General features: G+C 63.5%; 13 protein-coding genes. 4 read left to right on the top strand and 9 right to left on the bottom strand.

The features are described from left to right. Positions 1–33 precede the first annotated feature (33 nt). The 3 genes from FA04_RS01055 to FA04_RS01045 all read left to right on the top strand — a co-directional run bounded on the left by FA04_RS01055 (position 34) and on the right by FA04_RS01045 (position 3,905). Positions 34–873 carry an SDR family oxidoreductase gene (locus tag FA04_RS01055; RefSeq protein WP_051659368.1) on the top strand — a complete coding sequence of 280 codons (840 nt, stop codon included), beginning with the start codon at positions 34–36 and terminating at the stop codon, positions 871–873. Positions 874–970: 97 nt separating this feature from the next. Beyond that, positions 971–2,563, top strand: coding sequence for an LTA synthase family protein (locus FA04_RS01050; RefSeq protein WP_034797021.1), 1,593 nt, complete (start codon positions 971–973; stop codon positions 2,561–2,563). Positions 2,564–2,576: 13 nt separating this feature from the next. Beyond that, entirely contained in the window at positions 2,577–3,905 is a 1,329-nt protein-coding gene (locus FA04_RS01045) for a capsule biosynthesis protein (RefSeq protein ID WP_034797028.1), read from the top strand. A 21-nt stretch (positions 3,906–3,926) separates the two neighbouring features. On the opposite strand, the gene FA04_RS01040 is transcribed toward FA04_RS01045, so the two are convergent. Next, positions 3,927–5,114, bottom strand: coding sequence for an MFS transporter (locus FA04_RS01040; RefSeq protein ID WP_034797030.1), 1,188 nt, complete (start codon positions 5,112–5,114; stop codon positions 3,927–3,929). A 48-nt stretch (positions 5,115–5,162) separates the two neighbouring features. Between FA04_RS01040 and FA04_RS01035 the strand changes: the two genes are divergently transcribed. Then, positions 5,163–5,687 (top strand): Lrp/AsnC family transcriptional regulator, encoded by a 525-nt coding sequence (locus FA04_RS01035; RefSeq protein WP_034797032.1) that lies wholly within the window; start codon positions 5,163–5,165, stop codon positions 5,685–5,687. Positions 5,688–5,723: 36 nt separating this feature from the next. On the opposite strand, the gene FA04_RS01030 is transcribed toward FA04_RS01035, so the two are convergent. The 8 genes from FA04_RS01030 to FA04_RS00995 form a co-directional block, all read right to left on the bottom strand. Further along, on the bottom strand, positions 5,724–6,734 hold the full coding sequence (locus tag FA04_RS01030) for a KpsF/GutQ family sugar-phosphate isomerase (RefSeq protein WP_034797034.1): 1,011 nt from the start codon (positions 6,732–6,734) through the stop codon (positions 5,724–5,726). Positions 6,735–6,878: 144 nt separating this feature from the next. Then, positions 6,879–7,331 carry an RrF2 family transcriptional regulator gene (locus tag FA04_RS01025; RefSeq protein ID WP_034797035.1) on the bottom strand — a complete coding sequence of 151 codons (453 nt, stop codon included), beginning with the start codon at positions 7,329–7,331 and terminating at the stop codon, positions 6,879–6,881. A gap of 233 nt (positions 7,332–7,564) precedes the next feature. After that, positions 7,565–7,777, bottom strand: coding sequence for a hypothetical protein (locus FA04_RS01020; protein WP_034797039.1), 213 nt, complete (start codon positions 7,775–7,777; stop codon positions 7,565–7,567). A 513-nt stretch (positions 7,778–8,290) separates the two neighbouring features. Then, positions 8,291–10,831: a protein translocase subunit SecD gene (secD, locus tag FA04_RS01015; RefSeq protein ID WP_034797042.1), complete on the bottom strand. Its 2,541-nt coding sequence runs from the start codon at positions 10,829–10,831 to the stop codon at positions 8,291–8,293. Positions 10,832–10,942: 111 nt separating this feature from the next. After that, positions 10,943–11,350 (bottom strand): hypothetical protein, encoded by a 408-nt coding sequence (locus FA04_RS35820; RefSeq protein ID WP_034797046.1) that lies wholly within the window; start codon positions 11,348–11,350, stop codon positions 10,943–10,945. A 165-nt stretch (positions 11,351–11,515) separates the two neighbouring features. Further along, positions 11,516–13,123 carry a 5-guanidino-2-oxopentanoate decarboxylase gene (locus tag FA04_RS01005; RefSeq protein WP_034797049.1) on the bottom strand — a complete coding sequence of 536 codons (1,608 nt, stop codon included), beginning with the start codon at positions 13,121–13,123 and terminating at the stop codon, positions 11,516–11,518. Next, positions 13,120–14,310 (bottom strand): pyridoxal phosphate-dependent aminotransferase, encoded by a 1,191-nt coding sequence (locus tag FA04_RS01000; RefSeq protein WP_034797053.1) that lies wholly within the window; start codon positions 14,308–14,310, stop codon positions 13,120–13,122. The genes FA04_RS01005 and FA04_RS01000 overlap by 4 nt, the downstream gene beginning before the upstream one ends. A 17-nt stretch (positions 14,311–14,327) precedes the next feature. Then, positions 14,328–14,951, bottom strand: a complete 624-nt coding sequence (locus FA04_RS00995; RefSeq protein WP_034797056.1) for a TetR/AcrR family transcriptional regulator — start codon at positions 14,949–14,951, stop codon at positions 14,328–14,330. Between the last annotated feature and the right edge of the window lie 117 nt (positions 14,952–15,068).

Raw genomic sequence — 15,068 nt, 5'->3', positions numbered from 1 at the left:
GCACTCTCCCGAACTCTGGAGCGGAATACCAGCATGGCGCATGTGATCATTACCGGTGGCTCGAGCGGTATCGGATTTGCGGTCGCATCGATCTACGCGGCGCGCGGGGCGCGCCTCTCGCTGATTGCCCGCTCCCGTGGCCTCCTGGAAGGCGCGCAGGCAAAACTTATCGCATCCAGTGGGGCGAACGCCGACAGCATCCGGATCGAGGCCGCCGACGTCGCGGTGGAAAGCGACGTCGAAGCGGCCATTCGTCGGTGCGAACAGGCCTTCGGCCCCTGCGACATCCTGGTGGCATCGGCCGGCATCGTCGAACCCGGCCGGTTCGAGGAGCTCGACAGCGCCTCGTTCCGGCAGCAGATGGACACCAACTTCTCCGGCACGGTGCATGCGGTCCGGGCGGTCTATGACAGCATGAAGCGGCGCCGGCGGGGCCGGATTATGATGATCTCGTCCGGCGCAGGGCTACTCGGCATCTATGGTTATTCGGCCTATTGCGCCTCCAAGTTCGCCGTGCACGGCTTCGCCCAGGCGCTGCGTTCAGAAGCCCGTCCGCACGGCGTCAGTGTCTCCGTCTGTTTTCCGCCGGATACGGAAACGCCGCAGTTTCAGCGCGAGCTGGCGGCGCGACCGCCGGAAGCGGCCACGATCATGGGCACGGTCCGGCCCTGGCCGGCCGAAGCGGTGGCCAAGCGGATCGTCAAGGGAACCGACCGCGGCCGGTTCGAAGTCTATTTCGGCACGACATTGTTTCTACTTGGACGCTTCGCTCCCGCCGTTCGTCCCCTGCTCAACTGGTGGTTCGACCGGGCGATTGTGCGGTGCGGCAACACGGCGACGCATAATCGTGGAGTGTCCGAGCACCGGACCTGACGGTGCTTGTACCTAGCATCGATAAGATCTAAGTGTCGGGCGGACGCTGTGCCGCATAAAGCGGCATCGGCCGGCATGAAGACATGAAGGTTTCCGCTTGGCGTTGCTTCCCTTTCAGCTGCACGACTATCCGATAACACTGACGCTTAGTTGTTATCTGCTGTCCTGCGCGGTGATCTTCTTCACCGACCGTTTCGCCCTGCCGAAGCGGGAGCGGCGCGCCAATCCTTCGCCTTTCGGACGCACGCAGGACGTGATCGACGTGCTTGCCCGCCTACCTGTCATCGCTCTGGTCTTTGCCGGTTTCTTCGCCGGATCCTGGCGTCCGCTCTATGCGGCGGCGGGCACGATGAGCTTCTTCATCATCTTCACCGGCATTTCCCGCGCCAAGTTCAAGTTCATCCGTGAACCGCTGATCTTTTCCGACATCGCGCTGGTCGTCGACGTGTTCAAGTACAAGACGATCTTCTATGCGAGCTCACTGAACGTCGTCTTCTGGACCGTCGCCTTCCTCTACGTCTTTGGCGTTTCCGGCCTCTACATGTACTTCGAGCCGGCGATTCTGCCGGACCGGGGGAAGGCCTTCTGGATCCTCGTGATGCTCGGCATCGCCTATGGTCCCTGGCTCCTGCTCTTCTACGGCCCGGTGAACCGCCCGACGGCCGCGCTGGTACAGCGGCTGCTCAAGGTCCTCGACGTCAAGATGAACACGGTGCGCTTCGGTACCTTCGGCTCGGTCGTCTTCCGTTTCATCATCTGGCTCGGTGTGCGTCGCGAAAAGATCGTCGCGGATCTCTCCAAGATCGTCCGGGCCGCCGTGCAGGATCTGATCGGTGACGACGGCTCGCCGCTGATCGTCGTCTGGCAATCGGAATCCTTCATCGACATGCGGCACTTCGGCGTCGATACGCTGAAACTGCCGACGCTCGACCGGCTGCGGCGCGAGGCGGTTCAGTGGGGCCGGCTCAGCAGCGTGTTCGAAGGCGGCTATACGCTGCGCACCGAATTCGCCGTGATCAGCGGCCTGGTGCCCGACGATATTCATGTCGACGCCAGCTATCCCTATCTGCGCGCATCGCACTATGCCGACGTCGTCTGGCCCGGAAAGTTGAAGCGTGCCGGCTGGAATACCCACTTCATCCATCCTTATGACCGGACCTTCTTCCTCAGGCACAAGGCGATGCCGCAGCTCGGCTTCTCCAAGCTGACGATGCTCGACGGTTTCGACCATCGCCCAGAGCGAGACGGACCCTACGTCTCCGACGAGAAGCTCGCGGCGAAGGTGATCGACGCAAGCGAGAAGCTGCCCGAAGACGAAAGCGGCTTCATCTTCGTCGCATCCATGGCCAATCACGGTCCATGGGAGCCGGGCCGCGTCGGCGACCTCACCAATCCCGTCGACATCTATCTGGCCATCCTCGAGCAGTCCGATGCGGCGCTCAACACATTGAGCGAACACCTCGACAAGCTCGACCGTCCGGTCTGGCTCGTGTTCTACGGCGATCACGCACCGCTGCTCAAATCCTTCGCCGACCCCTTCCCGGATCCGCGCACCGACTATCTGATCGTGCCGCTCGCCAAGGCGAAGCGGTCGTCCCATAAGCCGGCCGAACCGAGCAGCGTCGAGGCCTGGAACCTGATTGAGGCGCTTCTCAACCACGCGAACCTGAGAAAGGATACGCTGCGCTAGCGGCGGTCTGCGGATGGAGAACGCTTCGACGACATCGGCCGGTGGGGCCGCACGGCCGAGACAGCGGGTCTTCCTGTTCCTGCAGGGCCCCTCCTCGCCGATCTTCCGCAAGATCGCCGACCGGCTCGAAGCCCTCGGCCACCGCTGCCTGAGGATCAATCTGAACGTCGGCGACCAGATCTTCTGGCGCCGCAAGGGCGGCTTCAACTATCGCGGTACGGCGGCCGCCTGGCCTGGCTATCTCGAGACATTCATCGCCACCCACGGCGTCACCGACATGCTGCTGCTTGGCGAAGAGCGGCCTTATCACCAGGCAGCGACTGCCGTCGCCCATCGCGCCGGCGTCAGTGTCGCCATTATCGAAATGGGCTATCTGCGGCCGGACTGGCTGACGCTCGAGCGCAACGGCATGTCGTCGAACTCCCATTTTCCGAACGACGCCGGTCAGATCCTTTCGGCAGCGTCAAACCTGCCGGAGCCGGACTGGCGCAAGCGCTACAGCCAGACGTTCCTCGCCGATGCGAGCTACGATCTGCTCTACAATCTGCCGAACGTCTTTTTCTGGTTCCTGTTTCCGCACTACCGCCGTCACGGGATTTTCCATCCGCTCGCCGAATACGCGGGCTGGGTGCGCCGGCTGCTCTCCGAGAAGCGGCGCAACGCGGAAGCGGTGGCGACCGTTGCGCAGCTCCTTTCGGACGATGCCCCCTACTTCGTCTATCCGCTTCAGCTCGAAACCGACTTTCAGCTCAGGGCGCATTCGCCCTTCCACAGCCAGAAGGATGCAATCGCTGACGTCCTGACCTCGTTCGGCGCCTTTGCCGCGCCGAATGCACGCCTGGTCTTCAAGGTGCATCCGCTCGACAACGACCTGGTCCCGTGGCGCAGCTTCATCGAGCAGCGAGCAGCGGCGCTTGGCTTGAGAGGGCGCGTCTTCTACCTGGACGGCGGAAATCTCGATACGCTTGGCGAGGCGAGCGCCGGCATGGTCACGGTGAATTCGACGGCCGGATTGCACGCCCTGAAGCAAGGGCGGCCGGTCAAAGTGCTCGGCACTGCCGTCTTCGATATTGCCGGTCTGACCGACCAGCAGCCACTCGACGGTTTCTGGCAGGCGCCCCAGGCGCCGGAGCCTGAACTTAGTGTCGCAATGTTCCGCCTGCTTGCCGCGTCGATCCAGGTGCGCGGCAACCTTTATTCCCGCGCCGGAACCGATGCCGGCGCGGAAGCGATTGCCCGGCGGCTGAACGAAAGCAGCCTCAACGAACCTGGCGCCTTTATTGACCCCGCGCCGCGCCAAAAGCCTGCGAAACGCGCGCCTTCCGCTTCCCGCCAAGGGTAGCCGTTTTCACATCGCGGGGACCTAGCGCGGCGCGAGCGCTGCGGCGATGGCGGCGACCAGCATCAGGCCGGTCGCGGCCAAGGGCAGCGCGGAAAAACCGGCCCCGCCATAAACCACGCCGAAACCAAGCGTTCCCAAAAAGAGCGACAGATAGGTGACGCCGCTGTTCAGCCCCATGATCGCGCCACGCCTTGTGGGATCGAGCCCCGTCAGCCGCATGATCAGCACGTTGAGACCGAAATGGTTGGCAAGGCCCCAGAAAAAGACGACGACCAGCATGGCCGTGTAGGAGCTACTCACGGCGGCCATCGCCGCATAGACGCCGGCGACGACGAGAAAAATCAGAGGCAGCAACCTGCCAGCGCCGAAGCGGTCGATCAGCCGGTCGAGTAGTGCCGCCGCACCGAAGCCGAAGCCGTAGGAAACGGCCACGAGGCCATTGGCGCTGAGGGGCAACCCGAGCGCTGCGTGCAGGTGTTCGCCGATATAGGCATAAACGCCGTAGAAGGCGGCCATGAAGGCGGCACAGGCGATCAACAGCGGTCCGGCGCCACGCACGCCAAGCGCCGCGAGCGGCGACGTCGTCTTGCCGGCCAGTCCTTCCCGCACCGGCGCGAGCCTGACGGCAGCGCAAGCAACCAGTGTGGCTACGGCAACGACGAAGTAAACGGCGCGCCATCCTCCGAAGTCAGCAATCGCTGCCGATAGCGGCACGCCGGCCACCATGCTGAGCGTCCAGCCGGTCAGCACCAGGCCGATCGTCTCGCTCTCCCGTCCGGCCGGCGCGATCACTGAGGCCAGCGTGTAGATCGACGGAAGCGCAATGCCGGTGGCGACGCCGACAACGAGTTGGGCGGCGACCAGGAACGCCAGCATGGGCGCAAGCGCGCTACCGGTGAGCCCGGCGGCCAGAAGCAACAGCGCGGCAGCCAGAATGCGATGGGGGCCGTACCGGTCGATGAAGCGGCCAAGGAAGATGGCGCTGACGGCCGTGCCCAGTCCGAAGGCGGCCGAAGCGACCATTACCGATGGAACATCCGTGCCGAGGCTCCGCGCCACCTCCGGCGCGATTGGTCCGAGCGCCAGCGAGTTGGAGCCGATGACGCCGATGCAGACGGTCAGGACATAGGCGAAGGGCGGGATGCGCGCCCTGTCGATCGAGGTCCTGTCGATCGAATCTGGCGAAATTTGTTGATTGATGTTCGTCATTCCTCCATTTTTGCAGAATGAAATTCAGCAACAAGAGGAATTCTCGGTATGGATCAAAATACAGATGACGTTCGGCGGAAGCGTCCGCCGGAGCGCGACCTCGACGCGATGGACCGAAAACTATTAGGCGTCCTCGTCGAGGACGCGACCACGAGCTATGCCGAGCTTGGCGAACGCGTCGGACTTTCGCCGCCGGCGGCCCATGAACGGGTGAAGCGGCTCCGGCGTTCGGGCGCGATCCGCCGCGTGTCGGCGCTCATCGATCCGGACGCGGTCGGAAAGACGCTGCTTGCCTTCGTCCATGTCGACACGACCGGCTGGGGCAAGACGCAGGCGCTGCTTGCGATCGAGGAATGCCCTGAAGTGGAAGAGATCCACTCGGTCGCCGGCGACACCTGCATGCTGCTCAAGGTGCGCACAGAAAGCACGCATGCGCTCGAAGGGCTTCTGGCGCGGCTCTACGACACGCCCGGCGTCAAGGCGACGCGCAGCTATGTGGTGCTTTCCACCTATCTGGAACGGCCGGTGCAGCCGGGCACGACGAGCGACTGGCCCGCCGTGGTGAAGGGGTAGGCTGCTTTCGCCAGGCGGAGGGCCGCCTTGGCAGTCTCAGACGACGCCAGCGCGCAGCAGATCATGAATATGCAGGATGCTGACCGGCGCCCCGCCGTCGTCGACGACGAAGAGCACGGTCACCTTATGCTGCTGCATGAATTCCATGGCGCCGCTTGCAAGCACGTCGCCGCGGATCACGCGCGGATTGCGCGACATCACCGCCTCGACCGGTTGCAGCAGCAGGTCGCCGGACATGTGACGACGCAGGTCGCCGTCGGTGATCACGCCGGCCAGCTTGCCGCCATCGTCGATGATGCCGACGACACCGAAACCCTTGGACGACATCTCGATCAGCGCCTCGCTCATCGGGCGTCCGACGCTGAGAAGCGGCATCTGGGCGCCGTCATGCGCCAGCTCGCGAACAAGCCGCAACTGCGCGCCGAGCTTGCCGCCCGGATGAAAAGTCTTGAAATCCTCGGCCGAAAAGCCGCGCCGCTCCAAAAGCGCGATGGCGAGCGCGTCGCCGATGGCGAGTTGCAGCATGGCCGAGGTCGTCGGCGCGAGGCCGTGCGGACAGGCTTCCTGAACCTTCGGCAAGACGATCGGCACTTCCGAGTTGCGGGCAAGCACGCTGTCGCGGTTGGCGCAGATCGAGACGATCGGCACGTTGAAGCGCTTGGCATAGGTGAGCATGTTGGCAAGCTCGGCCGTCTCGCCCGACCAGGAGAGCAGGATCAGCACGTCCTGCGAGGTGACCATGCCGAGGTCGCCATGGCTCGCTTCGGTCGGGTGCACGAAGTAGGCGGATGTTCCGGTCGATGCCAGCGTGGCTGCAATCTTGCGGCCGATATGGCCGCTCTTGCCGACGCCGGAGACGACGACGCGCCCCTGGCTTTCGCCGATCAGTTCGACGGCTTCGACGACGCTGCGCGCAAAAACTTCGTCAGCGCCAAATTGGTCCGCCAGCGCCTTGATGCCGGCCATCGCGGTCGTCAGCGTCCGGCCGATCGACTCCAAAGCCGCAAGTGCAGTGCGATCATCCGCCGATGCATGTCTCAAACCCATGATGACCCCAATTCTGCGAAGACTTAAGCAACAGGCACGAATTTGCCCGCCAGACCATTGACGGCAGATAAGCGCTTTTTCTTGGCAAACCAAGTCTTGGAAGCAGAGTTCGGGGGAAAACTGGCGTGAACCGCGGCGTTTTCGTCAGCCGGCGCGCTTTTCTTCCATTTCCAGCGGCATCGACTTGTCGGCCGCGAATTCTTCGAGCGTCATCGAATCAAGAATGGCGGCAACGGCATCACGGACCGTCGTCATCGACACCCGCACCTGACAGGTCTCGGGATCGTTACAATCTTCGCAGACCTCGTAGGCCGTGCGGCTCGCACAGCGGATCGGCGCAAGCGGCCCGTCCAGCGTGCGGATCACGTGACCGATACGGATTTCCGAAGCGGGCCGCGAGAGCGAGTAGCCGCCGCCAGGCCCCTTTTTCGAGCGCAGCATGCCGGCGTTGCGCAGCTCAAGCAGGATCGTGTCCAGGAACTTCTTCGGGATATTGTTGCGCTGCGCGATCTCGGTAATGAAGGCAGTTTCCCCCGGCTCCAGCCGAGCAAGATCGACCAAGGCCTTCAGTCCGTACTTTCCCTTCTTCGTCAGCATTCCGGCACGCTTTCCCTGCGGCGGCACCCCAGAAAACGGGAATCATCCGCGCAAATGCAAATATATATTGGCATAGCACAAGAAACGTACTGCCAACATATAATTATAGTGGGGAATTGACCGATGTCGCGGGCAATTGCGTGCGGCCGATGCGGCAAGATTTGCGGATGTCTTCGCGGTGGATGCGGGAGAAAAGCCGAAACCGGCTTTTCTCATCCGCTTCAAGTGCGGCTTCAGGCAGCGGCGCTGTGGTTCTGCCGCTTGGCCTGGACGGCCTGGTGGGCCAACAGCTGCCGGATTGCGGCGCGCGCTTCATCGGCCGAGCCGAAGCGCTTCGCGTCCAGGTCCCAGACGTGATACTTCACCGCCAGGAACTTGAAGCGATCTTCATCCGGGACAACAACGCCGACGGCTTCGCCGCCAAATTCGATAACCTGCTTGCTCATACAAATAACGCTCCATCCACGCTGTCGGCGCGGAAACTTTCAATTTCGGCAAAAGATAAAGTTCGAGGGGTTCGAAGGTCACATTCGGCAAAGATTGCGAATGAGCCATTTTTTCTCTGTTGCGCGACAAAGGAGACGCGTGCCGAAGAAGGCGGCGGTCGAGACGGTTTCGGACATGTCACACTCCTTTGGCTGGCCCGGCATCAGCAATGCCGGAGCGTTCGATGAACAACCGTGAGGCGGACTCCCCGCGTTCACGTAGTGGCAAACTAGAATAATCTACCAATTCCGTCAATTAAAAAGATGAAGACGCAGAAAAAATTTCTTCACCCTTTAAATTCAAGGGGCGATGTACGCAAAATCCATCCACCCGTTCCGGAGCCGGAGACCTACGCTATTTAGGAAGCGAAGAATCAGTCTGCAAGGCACGGGTGGATAAAGACAGCACATTCGGACAAAAAAGGGGCGGCCCGTCGGGCCGCCCCTTCACGTTTTGTGTTCCAGTGCCGGATGTCAGGCAGCAGGCGTGCCCGCCTGCGGCGTGGTTGTGCCACCGCGGGATGCTTCGCGATCCTTCCACCAGCGATTGAGGAACAGCAGGATCGGGCCGCCGATATAGATCGACGAGGTCGTTGCCACGATCACGCCGAAGATCATCGGCCAGGCGAAGCTCTTGACGGCATCGCCGCCCCAGATCGCCATCGGCACCAGCGAGAAGGCCGTCGCCATCGAGGTGAAGATGCATCGCGCGATCACCTGGTTGATGCTCATGTCGATGAGATCCGAGAACGGCATCGACTTGTACTTCCTGAGGTTCTCGCGCATGCGGTCATAAACCACGACCTTGTCGTTGACCGAGTAGCCGATCATCGTCAGGAGCGCGGCGATGGCCGTCAGGTTGAAGTCGATGCCTGTCAACGCAAAGAAGCCGATCGTCTTGGTGATGTCGAGCAAGAGGACCGCGATCGCGCCGACGGCGAAGTGCCATTCGAAGCGGAACCAGATGTAAAGCAGGATCGCCACCATCGCGAGACCGACAGCGAGGAAGCCCGAACGGGCAAGCTCGGTGCTGACGGTCGGGCCGACGACTTCGGTGCGCTCGAAGCTCGCATCCGGGATCGTCTGGACGACGGCATCCTTGATGCGGTTGAGCGCTGCCGTCTGTTCCTGCTCGCCGCCCGGCTGGCGCTGGACGCGGATCAGGACCGATTTGTCCTGGCCGAATTCCTGCAGCGCCACTTCGCCGATGTTGAGCGCTTCGAGATTGTGGCGAAGCGTCGGAAGGTCGAGCGTGTTCTTCGAGGTGGTTTCGACCTGGATACCGCCGACGAAGTCGATGCCGTAGTTGAGGCCGGGCGTGAAGAACAGCACCACCGAGCTGACCGACAGGAAGGCGGACATGCCGATGGCGACGAAGCGGCCCTTCATGAAGGAGAAGGACGGAAGCTTCGGAACCTTGCCGAACAGCGACGGGATCTCGAGCTTCTTCATCTTCCGGCGGACGACGACCTCACGCATCATCAGGCGAACGACGGTGATCGAGGTGAACATCGAGATGATGATGCCGAGCATCATGGTGACGGCAAATCCCTTGACCGGGCCGGAGCCGAAGGCGAACAAGAGCACGGTGCCCGAAAGCGTCGTGACGTTACTATCGATGATGGTCGCGTAGGCCTTGTTGAAGCCGATATCGAGCGCCTTCATCGCGCCGGCACCCGCTTCCGTTTCTTCACGGATACGCGCGTTGATCAGGATGTTGGCGTCCACCGCCATGCCGATGCCGAGAATGATACCGGCTATACCCGGCAAGGTCAGCGTCGAGCCGAGCATGGCGAGAAGCGCGATGGTCAGGATCGTGTGCAGCACCAGGCCGACATTGGCGATCATGCCCCAGGCGCCGTAGAGCACGACCATGAGGGTGACGACGAGCGCGAAGCCGGCAAGACCGGTGTAGATGCCCATGCGGATCGAGTCGGAACCGAGGTTCGGGCCGACGGAGCGTTCCTCGATAACGGTGAGCGGTGCCGGAAGCGCGCCGGAGCGCAGCAGCGCCGACAGAACGGTCGCTTCCTGTGCGGTGAAGTTGCCGCTGATCTGGCCGTTGCCGCCGATGATCGGCTCGCGGATAACAGGAGCCGTCAGGACCTTGCCGTCAAGAACGATCGCGAAGGGCCGGCCGACGGCAGCCTGGGTGATTTCCGCGAACTGGCGGGCACCGAGCGTGTCGAAGGTGAAGGACACGATCGGTTCGTTGGTGCGCTGGTCGAAGCCGGCCTTGGCATCGGCCAGGCGCTCGCCCGAAATCGCGACGCGGCTTTCGACCGCATATTTGTTGTTGTCGTGGGCGCCCGGCAGAATGTCGACGCCGCGCGGCGCCGGCTGGTTGGGATCCACGGTCTGGTCCACCATGTGGAAGCTCATCTGCGCGGTCGAGCCCAAGAGCTGGCGCAGTGCCGTCGGATCCTCGAGGCCCGGAAGCTGGACGAGAATGCGGTCGGAACCGACACGCTGGATCAGCGGCTCGGCAACGCCGACGGTGTCGACGCGCTGGCGGATGATCTCGAGGCTCTGTTCGACGGCCTTGGTGGTGCGGTCGGCAAGGCCGGCCTCTGTCATCGCGATGTTGATGCTGTCGCCGTTCTCGGTCACCTCGATATCGGAAGCCGCGCCGCCGAAACCAAGCGTGCCGACAGGGGCCGCCAGCTCTTTCAGCTTCGGCAGAACCTTTTCGCGGTCGGCCGGATCTTCGATCTTCACGGTAACGGTATCGCCGGCGATGCGGGCCGAGGAGGCCGAGATGCGCTCGGCGCGGAGCGCCCGGCGCGTATCGTCAAGCAGGGTTTCGAGCCGAGCTTTGCGAAGGCCGGCAGCATCGACTTCGAGCACGAGGTGCGAGCCGCCCTTGAGGTCGAGGCCGAGGGTTACCGGCTTGACCGGCAGCCAGCCTGCAAATTGTTCACGTTGTGCCGGCGTCAGCACGTTCGGAAGCGCCGCGATACATCCGAAGATGATCACGACGACATAGACGAGAATCGCCCATTTCGATGTACGCATGTTGTGGTTCCAGAGGAGCCTGCGCGGGCACGGGGCGCGTCGTCAGGGCTTGTTTCATAAAGGGCAGAGCTGCAGCCGAAGCCGCCAGCCAGCCAAAATCCGCGTTGTGGATCAGGCGCCGGGAGGCGCGCGAATATGGGGGCCAGGGTTCGAGGCCCCGCCAAGATACGCAGCGAACTCGCGGAAAATCCGCCCGTCCGACGAACGGGGAAGTTCGAGTTCGAGCGATGCCGGCAAGAGCGCCGGCAAGCCATCATCGGCCGCGGACTTGGCGTCCTTGCGCTCGGCCGTAAACCGAAGGTCTGAAAGCGGTGTCGCCCGCGAGAGTTGCCGGGCGGCGGGACGGTCAGTCGAACCGGTGTCGGTGACGTTGCCGGCCTGGGCACCGGAGGCCGAACGGGACGGGATGCTCTGTCCGACCGAGATGACCTGCATTGCGAAGGAGGCGCAGAACAGCCACAGCACAGCGAGAAGCCGGCCGGCCTGTATGTTCTTGCTGCCACCACCCATGCGGTCCATCGAGGACGCGGTCCCTTTCCCTGGCGATTGCACGCCAGCGAGACGAAAATTGAGCCCGAATGCCCGACCTTACCTAGAGAACGTGGCCGGAATCGAGCATGGGCGCCTTTAACACCATTCCGGGCCGGAAAAGTCAAATCCGGCCCGTTTCGTGGTTGTCGTTGCTCAGGCCGTGATGCCGCTCGTTCGCCGCTCGTGGATCTCGATAAGCGACGGTCCCTTGCGCTTCGCCGCCTCGGCGAGCGCCTGTGAGAGATCGGCGACGGAAGCAAGCCGCCGTCCCTCGACGCCATAGGCCTTCGCCGCCATCAGGAAGTCCGGCGCCGAAGGCTTGACGCCCTCCGGCGTAACGCCGGCATCGACCATGTAGCTTTCGATTTCCTGGTAGCCGTCATTGTTCCAGACGAGGAAGATGACCTGCGCCTGCGCATCGACGGCAGACCCGATTTCAGCGAGCGAAAACTGGAAGCCACCGTCGCCGACGAGACAGACGACCGGCCGAGACGGATCGGCGACGGCTGCACCGACGGCTGCTGGCGGCGCATAGCCCAGAGAACCGTAACCGGTCGCCGAATTGAACCAGCTACGCTGCCGCGGTGCATCACAGTAGAGGTTGCCGGCATAGACGGCCTGGGTCGAGTCGCCGACGACGGTGCAATCCGGCAGAGACTTGTAGATGGTGTCGATGATGCCGATCTCGGCCCGCATCTTCGGCGTCAGTTCCTTCAGCGCCGCCCTCCGCGCCGTTTCGGCCCGTCCCGCTCCATCCTTCGCAGCATGACCGGGGAGAAAGGCGAGGATGCCCGCCGTCGCCGCCTTGGCGCCGGAGAGGATGGAGAGCGCCGCATGCGGCCCGCGCGCGAGCTGCGCCGCATCGATGTCGGTGCGGATCAGGTTGCGCAGGGCCGGAAAGCCGCCATCGGCATACATGTCGTAGTCGGTCTGGCCCATTTCGGTGCCGAGCGCCAGCACCAGGTCGGCCTCCTTCAGCAGCGACCGCACCGCCTTCAGGCTGGGGCTCGCAGGAACCCTCAAGGGACTGCCCGAGAACATGCCGCGAGCATTGACAGTGGTGACGACGGGCGCACCGATCTTTTCGGCAAGCTCCGCAACTTCCGCCTCCGCCGTCAGGGCGCCGCCGCCGCAGATGATGACCGGGCGCGAGGCGTCGGCGCAGAGGATCGCCGCGCGCTGCAGCGTCTCGCTGTCGGAGCGCGGTCGGGTGGCCGTTGCCGGCCGCAGCGCCTGCGGCGTGATCTTCGCCGACATCACGTCGGTCGGGATCTCGATATGCACCGGTCCCGGCCGACCGGAGACGAGCACCGAGAAGGCGCGGTCGACGACGAAAGGCAGGTCTTCCGGATTGAGGAGCGTGTGCGAATAGAGCGCCAGCGTCTTCATCATGCCGTGCTGGTCGGGCAGCTCGTGCAGCAGGCCGCGCCCATGGCCGAGCGAATCGCGGCGATTGACGCCTGAAATCACCAGCATCGGGATCGAATCCTGGCGCGCCTGCGCCATCGCCGTGATGGTGTTCGTGAGGCCGGGCCCGGTGATGACGAGGGCAACGCCCGGCTTGCCGCTGACGCGGGCATAGCCGTCGGCCATGAAGCCGGCGCCCTGTTCATGCCGTGGCGTCACGTGGCGGATCTTCGATGCAGCGAGGCCCCGGTAGAGCTCGACCGTGTGCACGCCGGGAATGCCGAAAACCACCTCGACGCCATTGGCCTCGAGCAGGTCGACCAGGACTTCTCCAACCGTTCTTTCCATGGTCATGCGCAGCGCTCCTTGCGCAGGCTGGCCCGCTCGGCAAGTGCGGAGATGCGGCGGCAGGCCTCGTCGATGGCACCATCGGGCACGGTCAGGCTGACGCGCAGATAGTTCTGTGCTTCATCGCCAAAGGACGATCCGGGCATGACGGCAACCCCCTCTTCTTCAAGCAGCGCCCAAGCAAACGCATCGCCGTCGAGACCGGTTCCGGAAACATCAATCAAGATGAACATGCCGGCTTCCGGCGCGAACACCTCGATGCCGGGCGCCGCGGCAAGGCCGGCGACGATCTGCGCGGCGCGCGACTTATAGGACAAGCGCATCCGGCGCGCCGTATCGATGTCATGCGTCAGGGCATAGGCGGTCATGTCCGCGATGAAGGGCTGCGTGCCGAAAAGCATCGTTTCGGAGACCGGCAGCAGCCGCTCGGTGAACTCGACCGGGCCGACCGCCCAGCCGCTGCGGAAGCCGGGCGCGGCGTGCGATTTGGAGATCGACGAGACGACGATCGTGCGTTCGGCGAAATCCGGATTGTCGAAGGGCGAGGCAAAGACGGCGTCGAACACCAGCTCCTCATAGACCTCGTCGCAGACGATCCAGAGATCGTGACGGCGCGCGACCTCGCCGATCGCGGCAATTTCTTCCGCCGTCAGCACGGCACCGGTCGGATTGTGTGGCGTATTCAGCAGCAGCACGCGGCTCTCCGGCGTGATCGCTTTTTCCAGATCTTCGGCCTGCATGTGGAAGCCGAATTCCGGCTTCAGCGGCACCAGCACCGGATGCGCGCCGGTCGAGCGGATCACGCCTTCATAGGTCGCATAGAGCGGATCGCCGACGAGAACGGCATCGCCGGCCTCCGCCAACCCGAGAATCACGGCGAAGAGCGCCGTCTGCGTGCCGGGGAAGCAGAGCACGTTCTCGTTCGTCACATCGGCACGGCGACGACGGTATTTCTCCGCGACGGCCGCCACGACCGTCGGTTCACCGCGGCCGTTGGAGTAGCGATAGCGCCCCGCATTCATCGCGCGCTGGCATTCATCGAGCAGGGCGCGGTCCGGCGGAAGATCCGGCTCGCCGATCGTCAGTTCGATGATGTCGGCACCACTCGCCTTCAATTGGCGGGCACGGATATGCAGCGACCATTTGCCCGAACCAAGATCGGCAAGACGTTCGGTGATGGACGCGTAGCGCATGGTGCTTTCTCCCGTTTTCATTGTTTTGCAGTTCCGATCTTCGTGCCGAGCAGCGCTTCGACCGAAGACATGGCGATGGCGACGAGCTCGCCTTCGCGAAAGAGATCGCCGGCAAGGCAGCCCTCGACCCAGAGGCCGTCGACCAACCCGTTGATGGCGATGGCGAAGGCCCGGCAAGTTTCGGCGTCGGCCGGCTTGCCTTTGGTCGCAAGGAAATCGGCAAGCAGTTCCTGCAGCGAATTGCGAAAGGCGAGATAGCCTTCGCGGTGGATCTCCGACAGCACCGAATCGACCCGGACCTGGCTGATGAAGGCGGCCCAGAGCGAGATGCTGCGGCTGTCTGCCACCGGCTCGGTGAGGTTGATCGCGATGAAATCCCGGAGCCGGGTTTCCGGATCGCCCTCGACCTTGCTCGCCTTTTCGGTGAGCGAGGCGATGACGGCGCGATAGGCCTCGGCAACCATCTGGTCCTTCGATTCGAAGTAGTGGCGCACCAGCCCGGCGGTCACGCCGGCGCGGATTGCGATCTGCCGAACGGTTGCGCCCTTCAGCCCGAATTCCGAGATGCAGTCGAGCGTCGCTTCGATCAATTCCTGGCGGCGCTCGCCTTCCGGCGCGCGGTGAAAACTGCGTCTGTTCATGCGGCACTCTGCTCTCGAACCGGCCCAAAATGCTGTTCAGGCGCGGTCGGCAAAGGCTTCGGCCAGAACGGCGGCATGGGCGGCTCCTTCGGGAAATCGAACGATCGGCGGGCGTCA

Origin of the sequence: Ensifer adhaerens (genome assembly GCF_000697965.2) — a bacterium.
Classification (GTDB): domain Bacteria; phylum Pseudomonadota; class Alphaproteobacteria; order Rhizobiales; family Rhizobiaceae; genus Ensifer; species Ensifer adhaerens.
Note: the sequence above shows the minus strand (reverse complement) of the source record. Positions and strands in the feature narration are given on the sequence as shown.

What these genes read in the sequence shown, in the direction of transcription:
- FA04_RS01020 (WP_034797039.1), bottom strand. Translation starts at nt 7,777, where the DNA reads ATGAGCAAGCAGGTTATCGAATTTGGCGGCGAAGCCGTCGGCGTTGTT.
- FA04_RS01000 (WP_034797053.1), bottom strand. Translation starts at nt 14,310, where the DNA reads ATGCGCTACGCGTCCATCACCGAACGTCTTGCCGATCTTGGTTCGGGC.
- FA04_RS00995 (WP_034797056.1), bottom strand. Translation starts at nt 14,951, where the DNA reads ATGAACAGACGCAGTTTTCACCGCGCGCCGGAAGGCGAGCGCCGCCAG.
- FA04_RS01040 (WP_034797030.1), bottom strand. Translation starts at nt 5,114, where the DNA reads ATGACGAACATCAATCAACAAATTTCGCCAGATTCGATCGACAGGACC.
- FA04_RS01035 (WP_034797032.1), top strand. Translation starts at nt 5,163, where the DNA reads ATGGATCAAAATACAGATGACGTTCGGCGGAAGCGTCCGCCGGAGCGC.
- FA04_RS01055 (WP_051659368.1), top strand. Translation starts at nt 34, where the DNA reads ATGGCGCATGTGATCATTACCGGTGGCTCGAGCGGTATCGGATTTGCG.
- secD (WP_034797042.1), bottom strand. Translation starts at nt 10,831, where the DNA reads ATGCGTACATCGAAATGGGCGATTCTCGTCTATGTCGTCGTGATCATC.
- FA04_RS01045 (WP_034797028.1), top strand. Translation starts at nt 2,577, where the DNA reads ATGGAGAACGCTTCGACGACATCGGCCGGTGGGGCCGCACGGCCGAGA.
- FA04_RS01005 (WP_034797049.1), bottom strand. Translation starts at nt 13,123, where the DNA reads ATGACCATGGAAAGAACGGTTGGAGAAGTCCTGGTCGACCTGCTCGAG.
- FA04_RS35820 (WP_034797046.1), bottom strand. Translation starts at nt 11,350, where the DNA reads ATGGACCGCATGGGTGGTGGCAGCAAGAACATACAGGCCGGCCGGCTT.
- FA04_RS01025 (WP_034797035.1), bottom strand. Translation starts at nt 7,331, where the DNA reads ATGCTGACGAAGAAGGGAAAGTACGGACTGAAGGCCTTGGTCGATCTT.
- FA04_RS01030 (WP_034797034.1), bottom strand. Translation starts at nt 6,734, where the DNA reads ATGGGTTTGAGACATGCATCGGCGGATGATCGCACTGCACTTGCGGCT.